The organism is Erythrobacter sp. WG, assembly GCF_026586795.1.
Lineage (GTDB): Bacteria > Pseudomonadota > Alphaproteobacteria > Sphingomonadales > Sphingomonadaceae > Erythrobacter.
Window position 1 is genome coordinate 145,410 of the sequence record NZ_JAPFGY010000003.1, and the last position, 21,206, is coordinate 166,615.

Consider the following 21,206-nt stretch of genomic DNA (forward strand, 5'->3'; position numbering starts at 1 on the left):
TGCAGCTGGAACGGCGATCACGGGGTGCCGCCTTCAAGTGGTTTGGGATTGCGGGCGAAGCGCAGGGTCACGCGGGTGCCGCCGCTCGGCGCGCTGGCGAAGCTCATGTCGCCGCCGTGCTCGTCGACGATCTTGTTGACTATGGCGAGGCCGAGGCCGGTGCCCTTGTCGCGGGTCGTGACATAGGGTTCGATGATCCGCTCCGGATTTGCCGGAAGGCCGATCCCGTTGTCCTCGATGGTGACGATGATCGCCTCGCCGGCATCGCGCACGCAAACGGCGATGGTGCCGGCGACGGCGCCCTTCCCCTCGCCCGCCCGCGCCTCGACCGCTTCCACCGCGTTCTTGAGCACATTGGTCATGGCCTGCCCGAACTGGTGGCGATCGCAGCGCACCTCGCGATCCGAGAGATCGGTCGAATCGACGCTGAAGGCGATTCCCTGATGCGCGACCTCCTGCAGGAACACCGCCTGACGGACGAGATCGAGCGCGTCCTCGTCTCGGAACACGGGCTTGGGGAGCCGCGCGAAGGAGGAGAATTCGTCCACCATCGTCCTGAGGTCGCCGACCTGGCGCACAATGGTGCTGGTGAGATCGTCGAACAGCTCCCGGTCAGCGTCGACCACCTGCGTGCGGTAGCGACGCTTGAGCCGCTCGGTCGCGAGCTGGATGGGCGTGAGCGGGTTCTTGATCTCGTGCGCGATCCGCCGCGCGACATCGGACCAGGCCGCCTGGCGCTGGTCGAGGAGCTGGCGGGTGATGTCCTCGAAGGTGATGACGTGCCCGCTTGTGCCCGGCGCCACCTTGACGGCGAGCGTGAGGAGCTCGTTGCCCTTGGCATGGGTGATAACGGCGCGTTCCTTCCCCTCGGCGATCACGCGCGCGATCTCGGGCGAGACGGTGCGCAAGGCCTGGCCGGTCAGCGCCGGGGCGAGCGCCGGGGCGAGCAGCGCCTGCGCCGAGGAATTCATCAGGGTGATCCGCGCCTCGGCATCGACCGAGACGACCCCGGCTGTCACGGATTCGAGCACCGCTTCGGTGAAGGCGCGGCGGTCGTCGATCTGGCGATTAGCGCTGACCAGCGCCTGGGTCTGTTTCTCGAGTTGCGCGGTCATGCGATTGAAGGCGCGGTTGAGAAGGCCGATCTCGTCCGCGCCGGTGCGCCCCTCGAGCCGCAAGGCGAAGTTGCCCTGCCCGACCTTGCGCGCCGCGCCCACGAGGTCAGTCAGCGGCTCGACCTGGCGATCGGCAAAACGCAGGCCGAACCAGATGGCGAGGCCCACCAGCAGCAGGCTGACCGCGACGAGTGCGATGTTGAAGCGCAGCTGCAGCGTACGCGCGCTTCCGGTCAGACGGTTGTAGGCCGTCACGATCGATTGCGCCCGCGACCACGAATTGAACATCGTCTCCTCGGTGGTGCGCGCGTTGTAGAGGTAGACGCCCGACTGCGCGTCGATCGGCACCAGCGCCTCGATCCGCGTGGGGCTGCCGATCACAACCGCAAGCTCGCCCCTGTCGAGCCGCGCGAGTGCGGCCCGGCTGAAGGCGAGCGGGCTGTTGTCCTTGCTGAGGTTCAGCGCGGCCGCCGTCCGGAACGAGCCATCGGGCATCCGCTGAAGCACGGCGCTTTCCGAAATCTCGCGCGCTTGTGCCTGATAGGCATAGAAATCGGGGAAGTCGGGGTCGGTGATCGGCACCCGCGCAAGGATGTCGCGCATATCGGAGGCCATAACCACCGAGTACTGTTCCACCTGCCGCTGGTTGGTGTCGTAGTAGTTCTTGGCGAGCGCGTTGGCGTTCTCCATCAACCCGCGCGACTGGTCGGAAAACCAGAAGTCGACGCCGCTCTGGAACAGGAAGGCGGCAAATCCGGCGACCAGCAGGGTCGGGACCGCGGCGACCATGGAAAAGAAAAACACGAGCCTTACGTGCAGCCGCGCCGTGCTTCCGGCCGCGCGGCGCAGAGCAAGACGGCGACCGATCAGCACCAGCAGCATCATCGCCGGCACGAGCGTCGCCATCAGCAGCCCCGAGACCTGGATCGTCGGCAGGAGATTGTCGGGCGCGCCCGAGCCTCCATAGACCGACCAGGTGGTGACGATCGCCGCGACAAGGGCAACTGCGGCGAGGCCTTCCAGCCACAGGAACACGTTGGCCCGTCGCGCCGCGACCATCATCCGTCGCCACCAGCGCGGCGTCTGCCGGGGTGCCTTGGTCACGGCGCGAGGCTTGGGCGGCTCCATCGTTGCAAGCATACAACAATGGTGTGGCAATTTTGCAAGGGCAAAACGCGAATGCCCTGTGCAGCACGCAATCAGGGCCCCGCGTATCGATCGGGCTCGAGCCCGAGTTCACCGATCCGCTTGCGCAGGGTGTTGCGATTGATCCCGAGCAGCTGCGCCGCCCGCAACTGGTTCCCGCCCGTCCGGCCCAGCGCATATTCGATGAGCGGCTTCTCGAACGCCGCCAGCGCGCGGTGATAGAGCGCGCCGGGTGGCGGGCTTTCGGTATTCAGCCATGCCGCCAGGGCAGCGCCGAAACCGCCGCTCCGCTCGGCTGCGGGCGCCGCGCTCGGGGCGATCTCGGGACCGATGATGTCGCCGACTGCGTCCCCATCGATGCGCTCCTCGCGCGCCATCAGTGCGAGCCTGTAGATGACATTGCGCAACTCGCGCACGTTGCCGCGCCAGCTGCGCGCCTCGAGCCGCTCGATCGCATCGGCAGTCAGTACCCGCCGCGGCAGGCCGTCCTCGGCGGCGAGCAACAGGAAATGCTGCGCGAGCGCGGCGATATCTTCGCGCCGTTCGCGCAACGGCGGCAGCACGATGGGGACGACGTTGAGACGATAGAACAGGTCCTCGCGGAAGGTGCCGGCCGCGATCATTGGCGTAAGGTCGCGGTTGGTGGCGGCGATGATGCGGACGTTGACGGCGATCTCCTGCCGACCGCCCACCCGCCGGATGCGCCCCGATTGCAGCGCGCGCAGCAGGCGGGTCTGCGCCTCGGCCGGCATATCGCCGATCTCGTCGAGGAACAGCGTGCCGCCATTGGCCTGTTCGAACTTGCCGATCGCCTGGGCGATGGCGCCGGTGAAGGCTCCCTTCTCGTGCCCGAACAGCTCGCTCTCGACGAGCTCGGCCGGGATTGCGGCGGTGTTGACCGCCACGAAAGGCCCGGTGCGGCGGCTGCCGAGCTCGTGGATCGCCTCGGCCACCAGTTCCTTGCCGGTGCCGCTCTCGCCAGTGACGAGCACGGTAAGGTCGTTGCGCAGCACCCGGGTGATCATCCGGTAGACAGTCTGCATCGCCGGACTGCGCCCGACCAGCGGCATCTTCTCGCCCTCGCCGCCCGGCGGTGCCGCGCCGCCCTCCTCCGCTGGCGCCCGTGCGCCTGCCGCCTGGCGCACCGCGTGGACCAGCTCGTCGAGGTCGAAGGGCTTCGGAAAATACTCAAAGGCGTCGCTCTCGCTCGCGCGCACCGCGGTATCGAGAGTGTTCTGTGCCGAAAGGACGATCACCGGCATATCGGGCGCGCGGTCACGCACCGCCGAAAGACTGGCGAGCCCATCGCCGTCTTCGAGGATCACGTCCGTCAGCATAACGGCGAACCCGCGCGCAGCGAGCTGGCGGTCGCGCGCCGCGATGCTCGTGCAATGGGTGATGGTGAAGCCCTCGTCCTCGAGCGCGGCGACGATCACCGTGGCGATCGCGGCGTCATCCTCGACCAGCAGGATAGGATCGGGCGTGAGGGTGGCGGCCATCTCAGCCTGCGTCCTGCGCCTGCGGCAGGTGCAGGCGGAAATGGGTGAGGCCGCTACGCGGGTCGCGCTCGTGACTGACGTTGCCGTTCATGTCGCGCACCAGCTTCCTCACCAGCGACAGGCCAAGGCCCTGTCCTGAAGGCTTGGAGGACACGAAGGGCTCGAAAACGTGATCGCGCAAGGCTGGATCGATCCCCGCGCCGTCGTCGCTGACGGTGATCTCGATCGGCAGCGGCACCGCGCGACCGTTGCGGATCGCGCTGAAGGCAAGGCCGCTCACGAAGCGCGTCTGCACGATGATGAGCCCCGGACCGCCATCGGCCAGCGCCGCATCGCGCGCGTTCGAAAGCAGATTGATGAGCACCTGCTCGAGCGCATCGCGGTTGGCGAGCACCGGCGGCAAGGAGGGATCGAACTCTTCGCGGATCTCGATACCGCTCGCCTCGGCGCTCGCTGCACGCATCGTCGCGACGGCGGCGCGGATCGCTTCGTGGGGGTTGCACGGATCGACCGGGCCGGGGCGGGTGCTGCCCAGTTGCTGCATCCGGTCGATCAGGCGGGCGATGCGGTCGACCTCGTCGGTAATCATCCGCGCGAGTTTTCTGTCGGCGTGCGGCAGCTTGCGCGCGGCCAGCTGCCCCGCGCCCCGGATCGCGGCCAGCGGGTTCTTGATCTCGTGCGCAAGCACCGCCGGCGCGCCGAGCATCGCCTCACGCGCGCCCGGCCCCGGCTCGTCGTGACCGATCTGCGAGAGCGTCACCACCCGCCAGCCAGGATAGCCCCCGATCGGCGATGCGGTGAGATTGACACGCGCCTCGTGCCCGCCGACGCGGACCGCGAGATCGCGCGCCACCAGCGCTTCGTCGCTCGCCGCCAGACGCGCCTCGACCCGCGGGTCGAGCGGGCCGATGCGGTCCATCAGCCGCGTGCCGACGAGGCGACTGGCGCTGGTGCCGAGCAAATCTTCGGCAGCGTGGTTCACTTCGGCGATGACGCCCTGCGCATCGATCAGCACCAGCGCGAAGATCAGGCCGGACAGCTGCGCGCGGGCATCGGGGCGCCCTTCATCGAAGTCGCTGGCGACGCTCGCCACGCGTCAGGCCGCTTGCCGCATGACGAAGGGCGCATAGAAGCGCTCGATCTCGCCCAGCACCTGGCCCGCGTCGTCGATGAAGTTGACGCGGTTGCGGAACTCGGCCGAGCCGTGCAGGCCCTTGGTGTACCATCCGAGGTGCTTGCGCGCCATCTTCACGCCGGTATCGCGGCCGTAATGATCGAGCATCCGGTGGTAATGCTCGACAACAAGGGCATACTGCTCCTCCATAGCCGGGGCGGCGCGCGCCTCCCCGGTCCGCCACCAGTGCATCACCTCTCCGAGCAACCATGGCTTGCCATAGGCGCCGCGCCCGATCATCAACCCGTCGGCACCCGATTGCTCCAGAGCCTTGGCGGCGTCGGCTATGGTGCAGATATCGCCGTTGACGATGACCGGGATGCTCACCGCCTGCTTGACCCGGCGGACGAAGGCCCAGTCGGCGTGGCCCTTGTACATCTGGTTGCGGGTGCGGCCGTGGACCGTCACCATCTGCACGCCGAGATCCTCGGCGATCCTCGCAAGCTCAGGTGCGTTGAGGCTGTCGTGGCACCAACCCATCCGCATCTTCACGGTGACCGGCACCTTCACCGCCTTGACCGTCGCCTCCATCAGCCGCACCGCGAGCGGCACCTCGCGCATCAGCGCGCTGCCGGCGAACTGGCCGACGACTTTCCTGACCGGACAGCCGAAATTGATGTCGATGATGGCGGCGCCGTTGCCTTCCTGGATCTTCGCCGCCTCGGCCATGCTGGCCGGGTCGCAGCCGACCAATTGCATTGAGACCGGCTCCTCGATGCGGTCCCACGCGGTCTTCTGCGTGCTGACCCGGGTCTCGCGGATCGCCGCCTCGCTTGCCACCATCTCGGTGACGTTGAGTCCGGACCCGTAGCGCCGCACCAGGGTACGGAACGGCATATCCGTGACGCCGGTCATCGGCGCGAGCACCACCGGCTCGGCAACCGTGACCGGGCCGATGGCGATGGGACGCAAGGCCGGCGGAGGAGGAAGCGTGTTCATTATGGAGCAATTGCCTAAAATTTGTGCAAGCGCTTAGTGGATTGCCGTGAGGCCGTCCAGACCCTAAGCGATGGCCCCGATGGCACCCCCTTCCCCCCTCTCACCGTTTGCCGCGATCGTGGTGGCGGCCGGCAAGGGTCTGCGCGTGGGGGGTGAGATCCCCAAGCAATTCAGGTTGTGGCGCGCAAAGCCGCTCATACGCCACTCGGTCGAAGCACTGCTCGATCACGGAGCGATGGAGGTCGTGATCGCCATTCCCGAAGGCGGCGAGCCATTGGCGGCGGACGCCTTGTCAGGGCTCGGCCGATATCGGCTGGTCACCGGTGGTGAGACCCGGCAGCAATCGGTTCGCAACGCGCTGGAGGCGCTCGCCGATGGCTCCTACACGCGCGTGCTGATCCACGACGCCGCTCGGCCCGATCTGCCGCGGCACGTCACCCAGCGCCTCGTCGAGATGCTTGACGTCCACCAGGGCCTGATCCCGGTTCTTCCGGTGGTCGACAGCATCGCGGTCGCGGGCGAGGCGGATCGAATGGCCGGAAAGGCCGACCGGGAGGTCCTGCGCCGTGTCCAGACTCCGCAGGCCTTCCGCTTCGACGAAATTCTCGCGGCACATCGTGCGTGGTCCGGCTCCGCGGATGCTGGCGACGATGCGCAGGTCTTCATGGCCTGGGGGGGCGACGTTCGCTTCGTCGAAGGTGACGAACGCCTCAAGAAGATCACCTTTGCCGAGGACCTGATGGACCACACCCATGCTCCCGCCTTCCGCATCGGACAGGGCTATGACGTCCACCGCCTCGAGCCGGGCGAGGAGCTGTGGCTGGGCGGCGTGCTGATCCCCCATGACAAGGGACTTGCCGGGCATTCCGATGCCGATGTGGCGCTTCACGCGATCACCGACGCGGTGCTCGGCGCGGTCGGCGAGGGCGACATCGGCACCCACTTCCCACCGAGCGACCCGCAGTGGCGCGGCGCGCGTTCGGGGCAGTTTCTTGAACACGCCGTCAGCCTCGCCCGCGCTGCCGGCTATGTCATCGCCAATGTCGATCTCACGCTGATCTGCGAGGCGCCGAAGATCGGCCCCCACCGCGCCGCCATGCGCGCCGAGGTCGCGCGGCTGATGGGCGTCGGCGAGGACGCGGTCAGCATCAAGGCCACCACCACCGAGAAACTCGGCTTCACCGGCCGCGGCGAAGGCATCGCCGCCCAGGCCATCGTTCTTGTCACCCGCACCGCTTGAGGAACGCCCAATGACCCCTCGCCTTGCAACCACCCTCTTTGCTCTTGCCGCGCTGGCTTCGGCCCAGACGGCTCAGGCCCAGCAGCAGCAATCCTGCGTCAAGGCTGGCGATCTGTCGGACGCGGTGGTCTACGCCCTTCCCATCGCGTTCGATGCGGTGCGGACGACCTGTGCCAATCGCCTCACCCGCAGCGGCTTCGTCGCCTCTCGCGGGGAGGCCTATGTCGCCCAATTCCGCGGCCGACAGGCGCAGGCATGGCCGGGAGCCCTGCGCGTGTTGAAGAGCTTCATGACCAGTCCGGACGCGGGCGAGGCAGCCGCTGGCGCCGATATCGGCGCGATGATCGCCGGGATGCCCGATAGCGCACTGCGTCCCTTCGTCGATGCACTTGTCGGTCAGATGATCGCCGAGGAGATCAAGCCGGACAGCTGCGGCAGGATCGAACGCGGGCTCGAGGTGATCAGCCCCATGCCGGCCGAGAACGTGGGTCCGCTGGTCGCCTTCATCTTCGAGGTATCGGACATGAAGAACCCCGAGATCTGCCCCGCCGCCTCGGCTTCCACGTCACGGCGCTGATCTGCTCATGGCAGTCTCGCTCCTTCCTGAAGAGATTGCCGCGCTCGCCGCGCGGGTGGTTTCCGAGAATGCGGCGCTCGGCCGCAAGGTCGTGACCGCCGAGAGCTGCACCGGCGGGCTGGTGGCAGGGGCCATCACGGAGATCGCCGGTTCCTCGGCGGTGCTTGATCGCGGCTTCGTGACCTATTCCAACGAAGCGAAGATGGAGATGCTGGGCGTCTCGCGCGACATCATCGAGACCTTCGGCGCAGTCTCGATTGCCTGTGCCTGGGCGATGGCAAAGGGTGCGCTCGACCGCAGCCGGGCGGACATCGCGGTGGCGATCAGCGGCGTGGCCGGCCCCGGCGGCGGGACGGCTCAGAAGCCGGTCGGCACGGTGGTCTTCGCCAGGGTGGTGCGCGACATGACAGGCGAGCCCGAGGGCGAGCTCAGATTTTTCGACGGGGGCGAAGGTCCGGGCGGCCGCGCCGAGATCCGCCGTCAGGCGACGCTCTGCGCGCTCGAGCTGCTGCTGCCGTAAAGCTGCGCGGCGCGGTTTTCGAAGGCCTCCACCATCTTGCGGAAGGCCTTGTCGAAATACTGGCCCGCGATCTTCTCGAACAGGCGGTTCTTGAAGGTGAAATCGACGAGGAAGTCGATCTCGCAGGTTCGCTCGTCGATGGCGCGGAAGGTCCAGACATTGTCGAGATCGGAAAGCGGCCCGTCGACATAGTGGACAGCGATCTCGCGCGGTCGATCCTTCTTCACGCGCGAGGTGAAGCTTTCGCGGATCGCCTTAAAGCCCACCACCATGTCCGCGACCATCTCGGTCTCGCTGTTTGATCGCACGCGGGTGGCGATGACCCAGGGCAGGAACTCGCCATAGCGGCCGACGTCGGCGACCAGATCGAACATCTGTTCGGCGCTGTAGGGCAGGCGGCGGGTTTCGCGGATGCCTGGCACTAAGCTTGCGCCTTGGCTCCGGCCCGGGCGAGCTTCTCCTCGCGCGCGGCGCGCATCTTCGCGAAATCCTCGCCCGCATGATAGCTCGAGCGGGTCAGCGGTGAGGAGGCGACCTGGAGGAAGCCCTTGGCCCGGGCGATCGCGCCATAGGCGGCGAACGCCTTGGGCGTCACGAACTCCTCGACCGCCGCGTGCTTGGGCGTGGGCTGGAGATACTGCCCCATGGTGATGAAATCGACTTCGGCCGAACGCATATCGTCCATCACCTGGTGAACTTCGAGCCGCTGTTCGCCCAGCCCCAGCATGATCCCCGACTTGGTGAAGATCAGCGGATTGTGCGCCTTCACTTCCTCCAGCAGCCGCAGCGAGGCATAGTAGCGCGCGCCGGGGCGGATGGTGGGGTAGAGCCGCGGCACGGTTTCGAGGTTGTGATTGTAGACGTCCGGCCCCGCCTCGCAGATCATCTCCACCGCACGGCGCATCTTGCCGCGGAAATCGGGGGTGAGGATTTCGATCGTGGTGTTCGGCGTGGTGCGGCGCAGCGCCTCGATCACCTTGACGAACTGCGAGGCCCCGCCGTCGGGCAGGTCGTCGCGGTCGACGCTGGTGATGACGATATGCTCGAGCCCCATCTTGGCCGCGGCGATCGCGGTGTTTTCGGGCTCGAAAGGATCGACCGCCTTGGGCATCCCGGTCTTGACATTGCAGAAGGCGCAGGCGCGGGTGCAGACGTCGCCGAGGATCATCACCGTCGCGTGCTTCTTGGTCCAGCACTCGCCGATGTTCGGGCAGGCCGCTTCCTCGCACACGGTGTGGAGATTGAGCTCGCGCATCAGCCGGCGCGTTTCGTTGTAGCCCTCGCTCACCGGCGCGCGCACGCGGATCCAGTCGGGCTTGCGCTGGCGGGCGGGCCGGGCTTCGGCCGCGGGCTCGGGTGGCTGCGGCGTGCGGGCGAGGTCGTTCATCAGGGCCATTTAGGCGCAGCGGGCCACTCCCGCAAGCGCGTGCGCGGTGCCAATCCTTGCACGGTTCTTGCACGCGCTGCATAGTCCGGCCATGACAGACCCCACCTTGCGGAATATCGCTCTCCTGATCGATGCCGACAACACCAGCCCCCAGGCGATCGACCCCGTCCTCACGGTCATGGCCGAGCTTGGCCAGGTGAACATCCGCCGCGCCTACGGCAATTTCGCCAAGGACAATCTCGCGCGCTGGGACCGGATCACCAACAAGTTCGGCATTCGCCCGCAGCAGCAGTTCGACATTTCCAAGGGCAAGAACGCCACCGACATGGCGATGACCATCGACGCGATCGACCTTCTCTATCAGGGCAAGGTCGACGGGTTCGGGATCATGACCTCGGACAGCGACTTCACCCCGCTCGTCACGCGCCTCAGGCAGGACGGCATCCTCGTCTACGGCTTCGGCGAGAAGAAGACCCCCGAGGCCTTTCAGGCAGTGTGCACGCGCTTCCTCTATATCGACGAGTTGATCGCCAGCACCCGCGACGAGAGCGTCGAGGCCAAGCCCGCGGCGAAGCCTGCCACCGAGGACCTGCAGGATCTCATTCTCGCCGCCTACCGTGAAGCCAAGCGCGACGACGAGGGCTTTGCGCTGCTCCATCAGGTCGGCCAGATCGCCGGCAACCGATCCAGCTTCGATGTGCGCAATTACGGCTTCAAGCGATTGTCGGACCTGTTCGCTTCGATGGGCAATTTCAAGGTCGAGCGGCGCGAGGACAACCAGGTTTACGTCAAGCGCCTGCGCTGAACCGCCCGCTTGCCCAAACGAAAGGAGCGCCGGACCTCGCGGGCCGGCGCTCCCTTGCTTCGAGGACGTAGAGATCAATCAGCCGCCCGTGGCGCCGCCCGCTGCCTGCTGCGCCGCATAGGCGCTCCACAGCCGCGCGACCGGGATGCGCGAACCCTCGATCTTGGCAAGGGTCTGCTGCGCCTCGGCGTGGTTCCCGAGGCCGATCTGCGCGATCCCGAGGCGGGTCAGCACGAGGTTCTTGTCCGCCCCCGGCAGGCCCATCGCCTTCTCGTAAAGCGCCGCCGCCTTGGCGTATTCGCCATAGCCCAGCAGCGTCTCGGCTGCGGCCATCACGGTGCGCAGTTGGGCTCCGGCCGCGTTGGCATCCCGCTCCAGCGTCGGCAGGGCCGTCTTGTCCTGCGCGATGAGATTGGTGGCGAGCTTGTACTGTTCCTCGACCCAGCTGTCGCTGCCCTTGGGAACGACGCCGCGGCTGTAGGCCTCGTCGATCACGCGCTTGACCTCGGCCGGCAGGCGGCGCGTGTCGGCGATCTCGATATAGGCGAGGTAATCGTTCTTGGCATTGAGCGAGCCGACCCGATCACCAAGGCGGAACAGGTCGAGCATGATCGGTGGCTCGTAATCGTTGAGGTTGCGGGTCAGGTTGACCGCGTCGCGCCAATTGGTCTCGGTCGGGTAATCGGCAACCCAGCCCTGCACGAATTCGTAGACCTGAGGCACGATCTGGCCGTTGTAGGCCACCGAGACCCCGCGCTTGTACCAGCGTTCGTCGACTTTGGCGCCCTGCGCCTTCTGTGCGGCGATCGCATCGGCGAGATACTTCAGACCCTCGGTGTCGCGGTTCTCGGTGAAGTAGAGCTCGGCCATGCTGAGCTGCAGGTCGGCAGGCTTGATGTTCGTGTCGGTAAAGCCGAGGTCGATCGCCTTCTGGAGATAGGTGCGCGCCTTCTCGTACTGCTTCAGCTGTGTGGCAAGCTGCGAGGCGACGAGGTTGTAGCGGCCGAGCTCCGCGCCGGTCGCCTTGCCGCTGGCGAGCATCAGCTCGACGCCCTGGAACTGGAATGCCTGATCCTTGGCCATGATGCCCGCATTGAACATCGTGACGCCCAAGGCGAGCTGTTCGTCAGGCGACTTGGCGAGCGGGACAAGTGCGGTGATCTGCGGCTTGATCGCGGACGCATCCGCACCGGGAGCCTTGAGCGCGGCATCGACCGGCTGATAGGCCTTCACGAATTCCGGCGAATAGGCGGCCTTTGCGGCCTTGTCTTCCTTCTTCTTCTGCGCGAACGCGGCACCGGTAACACCCGGGACGGCCAGCAGCGCGGTCCCGCTGGCGAGCGCCGCGGCAAGGGCAAGCTGGCGCGCGATGCGGGCCGGACGACGGGACAGGATCAGGTTGGTCAATGCATCCTCCACAAAAAGCGCAGCCGGACGCTTCCGTTCGGAAGCGCGCGCTGCCCGAATTTCCGCCACGCCTTTGAACGGCTTGAGCGGCATTTGCAATTCCCGCTAGGCGTGCCGTGCTGAACGGGCTTTGAATGCCGTCGGCTGCGCCGATGGCGCACCGCGCCGCTAAATGTGGAAAAAGATGCAGCGTTCCCGACCTGTTCCGGGTCCGTGGTGGCGAAACCTCAGGCAAGTGCCTAAATGGAGGCGACCTGCCGGCCTTGCTATGGCCGGCCCGCCGCGCATGGCGCATGAACACAAGCAGAAACGGTCCCGATCTTGAGCGACGACAGCGACATCCTCGATTCTCCCCCGGCTCCGATGGGCGGCTTCGACCGCGTCGACATCGTCGACGAGATGAAGTCGAGCTATCTCGACTATGCGATGAGCGTGATCGTGGCCCGCGCGCTGCCCGATGTGCGCGACGGGTTGAAGCCGGTGCACCGCCGCATTCTGTTCGCGAGCCAGGAAGGCGGATTCGTCGCCGGGCGGCCCTATCGCAAGAGCGCCAAGATCGTCGGCGACGTGATGGGTAACTATCACCCCCACGGCGACAGCGCGATCTACGATGCGCTCGCGCGCATGACGCAGGACTGGTCGATGCGGGTGCCGCTGATCGACGGTCAGGGCAACTTCGGCTCGATGGACCCCGATCCGCCGGCCTCGATGCGCTACACCGAAGCGCGGCTGGCGCGGGTGGCGAACAGCCTTCTCGACGATCTCGACAAGGACACGGTCGATTTCACCGACAACTACGACGGCTCCCGCAAGGAGCCGACGGTGCTGCCGGCGCGCTTCCCCAACCTGCTGGTCAACGGCGCAGGCGGGATCGCGGTCGGCATGGCGACCAACGTGCCCCCGCACAACCTTGGCGAAGTGATCGACGGCTGTCTCGCCTTCATCGAGAACCCGCACATCACGTCCGAAGAGCTCATCAAGTTCATCCCCGGCCCCGATTTCCCGACCGCCCCGCTGATCCTCGGCACCCACGGCGCGCGCCAGGCCTACACCACCGGGCGCGGATCGATCCTGATGCGCTGCCGTCACGAGATCGAAAGCACCCGCGGCGCCAAGAGCGAGGGCCGCCAGAGCATCGTCTTCACCTCGATACCCTACCAGGTCGGCAAGAACAGCCTCGTGGAGAAGATCGCCGAGGCGGCCAAGGATCCGGACAAGGACCGCCGCATCGAAGGCATCGCCGACATCCGCGACGAAAGCTCGCGCGAGGGCGTGCGGGTGGTGATCGACCTCAAGCGCGACGCGACGCCCGAAGTGGTGCTCAACCAGATCTGGCGCCGCACGCCCGCGCAGTCGAGCTTCCCGGCGAATATGCTGGCGATCCGCGGCGGCCGTCCGGAAGTCCTCACCCTGCGCGACATCGTGCAGAGCTTCATCGCCTTCCGCGAGGAGGTCATCACCCGCCGCACCAAGTTCGAGCTGAACAAGGCGCGCGAGCGGGCGCACCTCTTGCTCGGCCTCGTGGTCGCAGTCTCGAACCTCGACGAGGTCGTGGCGATGATCCGCTCGGCCCGCAATCCCGCCGAGGCGCGCGCCAAGCTGCTCGCCAAGGAATGGCCGATCGGCGAGATCGCGCAATATATCCGTCTCGTCGAGGCGATCGAGCCTTCCGCCGACGAGCATGGCGGCACCTACCGCCTGTCGGAACGGCAGGTGAAGGCAATCCTCGAATTGCGCCTCCACCGCCTCACCGCGCTGGGCCGCGACGAGATCGGCGACGAGCTGAAGGAACTGGCGGTCTCGATCGAGGAGTATCTCGCGATCCTCGCCGACCGCGTGAAGCTCTACGCGGTGATGCGCGGCGAACTCGAGGAAATCCGCGCCACCTACGCCACCCCGCGCCTGTGCGAAATCGCGCCGGCCTGGGACGGGCTCGACGACGAGGACCTGATCGAGCGCGAGGAGATGGTCGTCACCGTCACCCACGGCGGCTACATCAAGCGCACCCCGCTCGATGCGTTCCGCGCCCAGGCCCGCGGGGGCAAGGGCCGATCGGGGATGGCGACCAAGGACGAGGACGCGGTCGTAGAGCTGTTCGTGACCTCGACCCACAACCCGGTGCTGTTCTTCACCAACACCGGCCGCGTCTACCGCATGAAGGTGTGGAAGCTGCCCGAGGGGGGCCCGCAGACCAAGGGCCGCCCGATGGTCAACCTCCTGCCGCTGGGCGAGGACGAGCGTGTCACCAACGTGCTCCCCCTGCCCGAGGACGAGGCGCAGTGGGAAAGCCTCAACATCGTCTTCGCCACCGAACAGGGCATGGTCCGTCGCAATTCGATGGACGCCTTCACCAACATTCCGACGGCAGGCAAGTACGCGATGGGCTTCGTCGAGGGATCGGGCGACCGGCTGATCGGGGTGCAGCTGCTCACCGAGGACCAGGAGATCTTCCTTGCCAGCGACAGCGGCAAGGCGATCCGTTTCGCCGCCACCGATGCGCGCGAGACCAAGAGCCGCACCGGCATCGGTGTGCGCGGCATGAGCCTCAAGAAGGGCGGCAAGGTCGTGTCGATGGCCGTGCTCGGGGCCCTCACCGCCAGCATGGAGACGCGCGAGGCCTATCTCCGAGCGGCGGCATGGAAGAACAACGGCGCTGCTTCGACCCTCCCCGCCGAACAGATGGAAGCGATGGCGGCGGCCGAGGAGTTCATCCTCACCATCACCGCCAATGGCTACGGCAAGATCTCCTCGGCCTACGAATACCGCAAGACCGCGCGCGGCGGTCAGGGCATCACCAATATCGGCGCGCCCGAAAGCAACCCGGAGCGGAACGGCCCCGTGGTCGCGAGCTTCCCGGTCAAGCACGGCTCCCAGCTGATGCTGGTGACCGACCAGGCCAAGCTGATCCGCGTTGCGGTAGATTTGCGCCACTGCATCGAAGGCGGCTTCGAGAGCCTCAAGGGCTTCGCCATATCCGGCCGCGGCTCGTCGGGCATCCGCATCTTCGACGTGGCCCGGGGCGAGCACATTGTCGGCGCGGCGCTGATCGACGAGACCACCGAGCCTGAGAACCCCGCCGAAGAAGCCGTCGTCGCCGAGATGATCGACCACGGAGCGGACATCGCGACGCCGGGTGACGAGGGCGGGGCCTGAGGGGTCAGGCCGGCACGCGGCAGACCGCCTCGAGATTGATCCCGTCGGGGTCCAGCACGAAGGCGGCGTAGTAATCCGGCCCGTAGTGCGGCCGGAGGCCCGGCGCGCCGTGGTCGCGCCCGCCTGCGGCGAGCGCGGCGGCATGGAACGCGTCGACGGCGGCGCGGGTGGGAGCGGACAGCGCGATATGCGTGCCCTCGCCGACCTTTTCGTTGTCGCCAATCCAGAAGAAGGGATCACCCTCCCGCCCGTAGCCCAATGCCGTGCCGCCGCTCTCGGTCTCGCCGGGGCCGAACTCCATGATCGGCGCGAGGCCGAGCGGCTCAAGCGCCGCGTCGTAGAAGGCGCGGCTGCGCGCGATGTCGCTGACGGCAAATCCGATGTGGTCGATCATGGGGACCTCGCGGGGACGGACCGCGCCAGTGTAACACGGCCACTCGCCTGCCGCGATGCGCCCTGCCGCAAACCTCGTCCTAGCGGACCGGCTGCTCCCCCCGCAGACATTGCACGATCCCGGTCGCGATCATCAGCTGCCCGGCATAGTAGAGCGGCCAGATCAGGAGGTCGGGGAGCGGCTCGAGATCGAAAGCGCCCATGCGCGCGAAGATCAGCCAGTCGCTGAGCACGAACAGCACCGCCCCTGTGCCGACCCGGTAGCGCGGATAGTGGCTCATCCATGCGGCCGAAGCCATCGCGCCGAGAAAGCCGCCATAGACCGCGACCAGCACCTGCCCGCTCAGGACGTAGCTGACCAGCGGGGTCCCGATCAGCAACGCAACGCCCGCAAGGTTCTGCGTGGGCGATGGCCGCTTGTGGCGGTTCCTCAGATAGAGCACCACCGCCACCACGTGCGCCGCCGAGAAGAACGCCGCGCCGGCCATCAGGTCGAGCTCGATCGCCACGTCGCCGCAGGCCGCCAGCGAAAGCGCGACGACCAGCAACCATCCGTCGCCCCGGTGCTTGCCCTGGGGCACACGCGCAAAGGCATAGGCGGCAAGCAACGCGACGCCCGCGCCCTTCATCGCCATGCCCCACACGCCCTCGCCCACCGGGTTGTCGCGCAGGAAGTAATAGGCGACCGCCGCCGCAAGACTCGCCAGCAACCACGGCCTGCTTTCGATCAGTGCACGCTTGGGCATTGGTTCCCTTCCCCGGCATCGGCCCGCGAGCGGGCTTGCAGGCGGGCTAACACGCATCTACCTGCCCCGCCATGACCAGCACGGCATCTTTGCACGATGTGCACATCATCGGCGGCGGTCTCGCTGGGAGCGAGGCGGCCTGGCAGCTCGCGAAGGCGGGCGCGAAGGTTCGCCTGTCGGAGATGCGCGGGAGCGGAAGCATGACCCCGGCGCACCAGACTGCAGGGCTGGCAGAGCTGGTGTGCTCCAACTCCTTCCGCTCGGACGACGACACCAAGAACGCGGTCGGCCTGCTGCACCATGAGATGCGCGCGCTCGACAGCCTCGTCATGCGCGCAGGCGAGGTGGCGCGGGTGCCGGCGGGAAGCGCGATGGCGGTCGACCGCGACGTGTTCTCGGCCGCCGTCGAGCAGGCTTTGCGTGAGCACCCCAACGTCACCATCGTGCGCGAGCGGGTCGATGAGCTGCCGACCGCAGGCCTCACCATCGTCGCCACGGGGCCGCTGACTGCCGAGGCGCTGGCTGCCAGCATCGTGCGCGCCACCGGCTCCGAGCGGCTCGCCTTCTTCGATGCCATCGCCCCGATCGTCCACCGCGACTCCATCGACATGAGCAAGGTCTGGATCCAGTCCCGCTGGAACAAGCGGACCGAGGCCTCGAACGAGGGCGGCGACTACATCAACTGCCCGATGACCAAGGAGCAGTATCTCGCCTTCCACAAGGGGCTGATCGAGGGCGAGAAGACCGAATTTCGCGAGTGGGAGAAGGACACGCCCTATTTCGACGGCTGCATGCCGATCGAGGTGATGGCCGAGCGCGGGGTCGACACGCTGCGCTTCGGGCCGATGAAGGGCGTGGGGCTCGACAACCCGTTCGACGTGACCCCCGAGTTTCCGCAGGGCCGCTGGCCCTATGCGGTGGTGCAACTGCGGCAGGACAACAAGCTCGGCACGCTGTGGAACATGGTCGGCTTCCAGACCAAGCTCAAATATGGCGCGCAGGTTGAGCTGTTCCGCACCATACCGGGGCTGGAGAACGCCGAATTCGCGCGGCTTGGCGGCCTCCACCGCAACACCTTCCTCAACTCGCCGGAGGTGCTCGACCGGCAGCTCAGGCTGAAGGCCGCGCCCCACATTCGCTTCGCCGGGCAGGTCACGGGCTGCGAGGGTTATGTCGAGAGTGCGGCGATCGGCCTCGTCGCCGGCCTGATGACCGCGGCGGAACTTGCGGGGCGCGGCTGGCAGCCGCTCCCGGCGACGACCGCGCTCGGCGCCCTCCTCAGCCATATCACCGGCGATGCCGAGGCCGAGACCTTCCAGCCCATGAACGTCAATTTCGGGCTCTTCCCGCCCCTGCACGAGGTCGGCAAGAAGGCGCGCAAGGAGGCCTACACGAGCCGCGCCAAGGCCGATCTTGCCGCATGGATTGCCGCGCAGCGCGAGGCTGTCCCCGCCTGACGGTTCAGCACTTGCACGCGGGCTTCCTGGCGGGAGGCTTGGGCGCGGTGGCGGCGAATTCGGCGCGGGTGAGCCGCCCGTCCTTGTCCTTGTCGGCCTGTGCGAACCGATCGACTGTGGTCACCGCCCACTCTTCGAAGGTCAGCAGGTTGTCGCCGTCCTTGTCGAGCTTGCGGAAGGTCTCCGTCCGGGGCGCCAGCATCTCGTTCCGCGAGATGAACCCGTCGCGGTTCCGGTCGAGCCGGTCGAAGCGCTGCTGTTCGCGGGTGCGCTCGGTGAGTTCCGGCGGGGCAGGCCCGGTGCCATGTCCGGGGTCGGCGACCGGGAGCGTCATCGGGTCGGGCCTGACCGGCTGAAGCGCCGGGGGAGGCGCGCCCTTCTCTATCGCGGCGCGGCCCTGCCACCAGAACACCCCGACACCGGCAAGCGCGAGACCGCCCAGCACTCCAAGCACCACCTGTCGCAAAAGTCTGCCCCCCTTGCGCCGTCGCAAGCGCAAGGAATTACACCCTTTCAGGCGCGAAAGATAGCGGCCCGCAGCGCCGCGAGCGGCGCGCCGCGCCCCTCCATCAGCGGCCGCCCGCCGCGCCGCAGCGCCCTGAGGCCAAGGCCGCCAAGCACCGCAAGACCCCGCGCCTCGCGCGGCAGCGGCGCGGCAGGCCTGCCCTGCGCAAGCCCGAGGCGCACCAGCAGCGCGCGCTCCCGCGCATCGCTCACCCGCGCCGCGAAATCGGCGAGGCTCCAATGCCATGCGGCAGCCATGCAGGGATCGGATGGGTCGAGAGCGACCGGCTCCCTACGGTGTGCAGCGATCAGCGCCTCGCATCGCCCTGCCGCAAAGAGCCGTGCCGCCTCTTCGGATAGCGGCGGCTCCTCCAGCACCTGCTCCCAGCCATCGACCAGCGCCACCAGCGCAGGCTCGCGCCCTGCCCAGTGGACGCCGATCGCGTCGAGCACCGCATCGCCGCGCGGCCGATCGGCCGGCGGCTTGCCCAGCGCCTCGCGCCACCACGACAGGCGCATCTGTCCGAGCATCGGCTCACGCGTCCGGGCAAGAATGCGGGCAAGGCGGCGATCGAGCCGGAGCACCGTGCCCAAGGCGCTGCGGACCTCCGGCGGGCTCCATGCAAGCGCGATGACGGCTTCGGGCGGCAGGGGATCGGCGGAATCTTCGGTCACGGCATGGCGCGCCTAGCGCTGCGCTTCATCGCTTGGCAAGGAAATGTCCCGCTGCGGAACGTCCCTGCCGACGCCTGGCCGCGCTGCCCGGCATTAGCACTTCTCTAACCATGATCCTTGAAAGTGCGCTTACCAGATCGGGCTATGGCGGATGCTGATCTGAGGATTCCGCGCAATGCGTGCGGATGTCAGGGGAAGGGCACCGGACCGATGGGGCGAGACAATCAGGCTGACAGGTCGTTCATGCAACGCCTGCTGCACGACACCACCGCCAACACGCTCGCGATTGCGGCGGCATCGCTGATTCCGCTGATGGCGATGGTCGGCGGAGGGATCGACGCGAGCCGGTTCTACATGGCGCAGGCGCGCCTGCAGAACGCGTGCGACGCCGGCGCGCTCGCCGCCCGGCAGGCCATGGTCAACGCAACCTTCGATTCAAGCCACCAGGCCATCGCCAACACCTTCTTCGACCAGAATTTCAACGACGGCATGTTCGGCACCACGGGCCGGACGCGCAACTACACGGCCAATTCGACCGGCGTCGTCACCGGCACGGCAAGCGCCACCTTGCCGACCACGATCATGAACGCCTTCGGCTTCACGCAATTTCCGTTGAGCGTAACCTGCAGTGCGGAAGTCAACGTCGCGAACACCGACGTCATGTTCGTGCTCGACGTCACCGGCTCGATGGCCGAGTGCGTCGCCGGCGGCAACTGCAACTCTGGTCCGGGTTCGCGAATCGTCGGGATGCGTGCGGCGGTGATGAGCTTCTACGACACGCTGGAAGCGGCGGCAGCTCCGACGGCGCAGGTGCGCTATGGGGTGGTGCCCTATTCGCAGCAGGTCAATGTCGGTTTCGACATCCCGCGCGCGCACATGGCCAGTTCCAGCACCTACCAGTCACGCGCCGCCCGCTTCGATCCGGCCCTGTGCCAAGGGAGCAGGGTTGGCGATCCGTGCCAGTATAGTGACGCAACCGAATGGCTGCCGCGCCTCAGCACGAACCTCAATGCGACCGGCACCGATCCCTATCGTTTCCGGACCGACGGCACCGCTGGGACGGATGCACAAACCGCCTGCACAAACTACCCCGGGACCTACACCGTCTCGGTCAATGGTCAGAGCGAGACCTGGCGGGTGTTCGCGACGCCGCAATTCGTCACCGGCCAGTGGTCGGGCGGGGATTCGAACAACCGCGCCGGCTGCCGCGCGCGGGTCACCAAGACTCGCCCGGCGACCGTTGCCGACGTCACGCCGGTTTTCCGCGACTGGGCCTACTGCGTCGTCCAGACCGGCGACTCGCGGCAATGCATAAACAACGTGATAACCAACCCGGCCAACAGCCCGGCCGGGTGGGAGGCGGTCAACCTCACCGATGTCTACAACGCCGGCAACACGATCCAAATGCCGATCGGGGACAACGGTCAGATGACCGCTGTGACGTGGGACGGCTGCATCGAGGAGTCGGCCACGGTTCTGACCGACAACTACAACCCCATCCCGGCGAACGCGTTCGATCTCAACATCAACCTCGTCCCCACGACCGAGGCGCAGCGCTGGAAGCCGGCTCTGCCGGGCGCGGCGTGGGAGCGCCGTGCCAACAACGGCAATCGCACGGTGTGGACAGTCTATGGCAACATGAACCAGAGCCGTCCCGGGTGGGCCTGCCCGCGCGCTGCGCGCCGACTTGCCGATATAACGCGCAACGATCTGCAGGCCTATGTCGATTCCCTTAGTGCCGGTGGCAACACCTATCACGATATCGGCATGCTGTGGGGCGCCCGCTTCATCAGCCCGCGCGGCATTTTCGCTGCGGCAAACACCTCGGCACCCAACGGCGACCCGATTTCGCGCCACATCGTGTTCATGACCGACGGCGATCAGGTCAACAACGTCGAGAACTATTCCACCCACGGCATCGAGTGGTGGGACCGCCGCATCAGCGGCAACGGCGACAGCACCACCGAGTTCAACCGCCGCGCCGCGCGTCTCCAAGCCATCTGCCGCGCCGCGCGGGAGGAGAATATCACCGTGTGGGTCGTCGCATTCGGCGTGCAGCTCAGACAGAACCTGATCGACTGCGCCTCCCCTGGCCGCGCCTTCCAGGCGAACGACAGCGCGACCCTCAACGCGCAATTCCGGGAAATCGCGCAGCGGATCGCGCAGCTGAGGCTCACCCAATGATGAACCGCATTCCCACCCCGCGCCGCGCCCTGCGAGGGCTCGCCCATGCCGCCGACGGAGCCACTCTGGTCGAGTTCGCCTTCGTCGCGCCGGTGCTGATGCTGATCATCTTCGGCCTGTTCGACATCGCGCACACCCAATACACCTCATCGATGATGAATGGCGCGATGCAGAGATCGGCCCGCGGCTACACTCTGCAATCTGCCGCGACCAACGAGGCCGCGCTCGACAATGCGGTGATTTCGCAGGTGACCGCTGTGGGGGGGGGGGGGGGGGGGGGGGGGG

At 67.2% G+C, this 21,206-nt stretch carries 19 protein-coding genes; 8 read left to right on the forward strand and 11 right to left on the reverse strand.

Annotated features, from left to right (window positions below; translation table 11 throughout):
- Positions 1-17: 17 nt before the first annotated feature.
- The 4 genes from OPU67_RS02795 to dusB all read right to left on the reverse strand — a co-directional run bounded on the left by OPU67_RS02795 (position 18) and on the right by dusB (position 5,873).
- Positions 18-2,243, reverse strand: a complete 2,226-nt coding sequence (locus OPU67_RS02795; protein WP_420708943.1) for an ATP-binding protein — start codon at positions 2,241-2,243, stop codon at positions 18-20.
- A gap of 71 nt (positions 2,244-2,314) precedes the next feature.
- Entirely contained in the window at positions 2,315-3,760 is a 1,446-nt protein-coding gene (locus tag OPU67_RS02800) for a sigma-54-dependent transcriptional regulator (RefSeq protein WP_267617406.1), read from the reverse strand.
- A gap of 1 nt (position 3,761) precedes the next feature.
- Positions 3,762-4,853, reverse strand: a complete 1,092-nt coding sequence (locus OPU67_RS02805) for a two-component system sensor histidine kinase NtrB (protein WP_267617407.1) — start codon at positions 4,851-4,853, stop codon at positions 3,762-3,764.
- Positions 4,854-4,856: 3 nt separating this feature from the next.
- Positions 4,857-5,873, reverse strand: a complete 1,017-nt coding sequence (dusB, locus tag OPU67_RS02810; protein WP_267617408.1) for a tRNA dihydrouridine synthase DusB — start codon at positions 5,871-5,873, stop codon at positions 4,857-4,859.
- A 79-nt stretch (positions 5,874-5,952) separates the two neighbouring features.
- Between dusB and OPU67_RS02815 the strand changes: the two genes are divergently transcribed.
- The 3 genes from OPU67_RS02815 to OPU67_RS02825 are packed head-to-tail and all read left to right on the forward strand — an operon-like array spanning position 5,953 to position 8,210.
- Complete coding sequence (locus OPU67_RS02815; protein ID WP_267617410.1) at positions 5,953-7,113, forward strand: bifunctional 2-C-methyl-D-erythritol 4-phosphate cytidylyltransferase/2-C-methyl-D-erythritol 2,4-cyclodiphosphate synthase; 1,161 nt, start codon at positions 5,953-5,955, stop codon at positions 7,111-7,113.
- A 10-nt stretch (positions 7,114-7,123) separates the two neighbouring features.
- Positions 7,124-7,690 carry a hypothetical protein gene (locus OPU67_RS02820; protein WP_267617412.1) on the forward strand — a complete coding sequence of 189 codons (567 nt, stop codon included), beginning with the start codon at positions 7,124-7,126 and terminating at the stop codon, positions 7,688-7,690.
- Between the two features lie 7 nt (positions 7,691-7,697).
- Positions 7,698-8,210, forward strand: coding sequence for a CinA family protein (locus OPU67_RS02825; protein ID WP_267617414.1), 513 nt, complete (start codon positions 7,698-7,700; stop codon positions 8,208-8,210).
- Here the strand turns inward: OPU67_RS02825 and OPU67_RS02830 are convergent.
- The gene (locus tag OPU67_RS02830; protein ID WP_267617416.1) at positions 8,171-8,632 is read right to left on the reverse strand and encodes a type II toxin-antitoxin system RatA family toxin; all 462 of its coding nucleotides are present in this window, start codon (positions 8,630-8,632) and stop codon (positions 8,171-8,173) included. The genes OPU67_RS02825 and OPU67_RS02830 overlap by 40 nt on opposite strands.
- Complete coding sequence (gene lipA, locus OPU67_RS02835) at positions 8,632-9,606, reverse strand: lipoyl synthase (protein ID WP_420708944.1); 975 nt, start codon at positions 9,604-9,606, stop codon at positions 8,632-8,634. The genes OPU67_RS02830 and lipA overlap by 1 nt, the downstream gene beginning before the upstream one ends.
- Positions 9,607-9,688: 82 nt before the next feature.
- Here lipA and OPU67_RS02840 point away from each other — a divergent pair, with 82 nt between their 5' ends.
- Entirely contained in the window at positions 9,689-10,402 is a 714-nt protein-coding gene (locus OPU67_RS02840) for an NYN domain-containing protein (RefSeq protein ID WP_267617420.1), read from the forward strand.
- A gap of 78 nt (positions 10,403-10,480) precedes the next feature.
- On the opposite strand, the gene OPU67_RS02845 is transcribed toward OPU67_RS02840, so the two are convergent.
- On the reverse strand, positions 10,481-11,809 hold the full coding sequence (locus tag OPU67_RS02845) for a tetratricopeptide repeat protein (RefSeq protein WP_267617421.1): 1,329 nt from the start codon (positions 11,807-11,809) through the stop codon (positions 10,481-10,483).
- A gap of 321 nt (positions 11,810-12,130) precedes the next feature.
- Between OPU67_RS02845 and gyrA the strand changes: the two genes are divergently transcribed.
- Complete coding sequence (gene gyrA / locus OPU67_RS02850; protein WP_267617422.1) at positions 12,131-14,962, forward strand: DNA gyrase subunit A; 2,832 nt, start codon at positions 12,131-12,133, stop codon at positions 14,960-14,962.
- Positions 14,963-14,966: 4 nt separating this feature from the next.
- Here the strand turns inward: gyrA and OPU67_RS02855 are convergent, their stop codons facing one another.
- Together OPU67_RS02855 and OPU67_RS02860 are read right to left on the reverse strand one after the other, a co-directional pair.
- A complete protein-coding gene (locus tag OPU67_RS02855; protein ID WP_267617423.1) occupies positions 14,967-15,356 on the reverse strand; it encodes a VOC family protein in 390 nt (129 codons plus the stop codon).
- Positions 15,357-15,435: 79 nt separating this feature from the next.
- Entirely contained in the window at positions 15,436-16,101 is a 666-nt protein-coding gene (locus tag OPU67_RS02860) for a lysoplasmalogenase (protein ID WP_267617424.1), read from the reverse strand.
- Between the two features lie 71 nt (positions 16,102-16,172).
- Here OPU67_RS02860 and trmFO point away from each other — a divergent pair, with 71 nt between their 5' ends.
- Complete coding sequence (gene trmFO, locus OPU67_RS02865; RefSeq protein ID WP_267617425.1) at positions 16,173-17,558, forward strand: methylenetetrahydrofolate--tRNA-(uracil(54)-C(5))-methyltransferase (FADH(2)-oxidizing) TrmFO; 1,386 nt, start codon at positions 16,173-16,175, stop codon at positions 17,556-17,558.
- Between the two features lie 4 nt (positions 17,559-17,562).
- Here trmFO and OPU67_RS02870 read toward each other — a convergent pair whose 3' ends face one another.
- Together OPU67_RS02870 and OPU67_RS02875 are read right to left on the reverse strand one after the other, a co-directional pair.
- A complete protein-coding gene (locus tag OPU67_RS02870; RefSeq protein WP_420708945.1) occupies positions 17,563-18,024 on the reverse strand; it encodes an EF-hand domain-containing protein in 462 nt (153 codons plus the stop codon).
- A 47-nt stretch (positions 18,025-18,071) separates the two neighbouring features.
- The gene (locus tag OPU67_RS02875) at positions 18,072-18,737 is read right to left on the reverse strand and encodes a hypothetical protein (RefSeq protein WP_267617427.1); all 666 of its coding nucleotides are present in this window, start codon (positions 18,735-18,737) and stop codon (positions 18,072-18,074) included.
- A 144-nt stretch (positions 18,738-18,881) separates the two neighbouring features.
- Between OPU67_RS02875 and OPU67_RS02880 the strand changes: the two genes are divergently transcribed.
- Positions 18,882-20,921, forward strand: coding sequence for a pilus assembly protein (locus OPU67_RS02880; protein ID WP_267617428.1), 2,040 nt, complete (start codon positions 18,882-18,884; stop codon positions 20,919-20,921).
- A partial coding sequence (locus tag OPU67_RS02885; RefSeq protein WP_267617430.1) for a TadE/TadG family type IV pilus assembly protein occupies positions 20,921-21,206 on the forward strand: 286 nt, incomplete at its 3' end. The genes OPU67_RS02880 and OPU67_RS02885, both read left to right, overlap by 1 nt.

What these genes read in the sequence shown, in the direction of transcription:
- OPU67_RS02840 (WP_267617420.1), top strand. Translation starts at nt 9,689, where the DNA reads ATGACAGACCCCACCTTGCGGAATATCGCTCTCCTGATCGATGCCGAC.
- OPU67_RS02815 (WP_267617410.1), top strand. Translation starts at nt 5,953, where the DNA reads ATGGCACCCCCTTCCCCCCTCTCACCGTTTGCCGCGATCGTGGTGGCG.
- OPU67_RS02880 (WP_267617428.1), top strand. Translation starts at nt 18,882, where the DNA reads ATGGCGGATGCTGATCTGAGGATTCCGCGCAATGCGTGCGGATGTCAG.
- OPU67_RS02860 (WP_267617424.1), bottom strand. Translation starts at nt 16,101, where the DNA reads ATGCCCAAGCGTGCACTGATCGAAAGCAGGCCGTGGTTGCTGGCGAGT.
- OPU67_RS02855 (WP_267617423.1), bottom strand. Translation starts at nt 15,356, where the DNA reads ATGATCGACCACATCGGATTTGCCGTCAGCGACATCGCGCGCAGCCGC.
- OPU67_RS02820 (WP_267617412.1), top strand. Translation starts at nt 7,124, where the DNA reads ATGACCCCTCGCCTTGCAACCACCCTCTTTGCTCTTGCCGCGCTGGCT.
- OPU67_RS02800 (WP_267617406.1), bottom strand. Translation starts at nt 3,760, where the DNA reads ATGGCCGCCACCCTCACGCCCGATCCTATCCTGCTGGTCGAGGATGAC.
- dusB (WP_267617408.1), bottom strand. Translation starts at nt 5,873, where the DNA reads ATGAACACGCTTCCTCCTCCGCCGGCCTTGCGTCCCATCGCCATCGGC.
- lipA (WP_420708944.1), bottom strand. Translation starts at nt 9,606, where the DNA reads ATGGCCCTGATGAACGACCTCGCCCGCACGCCGCAGCCACCCGAGCCC.
- OPU67_RS02825 (WP_267617414.1), top strand. Translation starts at nt 7,698, where the DNA reads ATGGCAGTCTCGCTCCTTCCTGAAGAGATTGCCGCGCTCGCCGCGCGG.
- trmFO (WP_267617425.1), top strand. Translation starts at nt 16,173, where the DNA reads ATGACCAGCACGGCATCTTTGCACGATGTGCACATCATCGGCGGCGGT.
- OPU67_RS02795 (WP_420708943.1), bottom strand. Translation starts at nt 2,243, where the DNA reads ATGGAGCCGCCCAAGCCTCGCGCCGTGACCAAGGCACCCCGGCAGACG.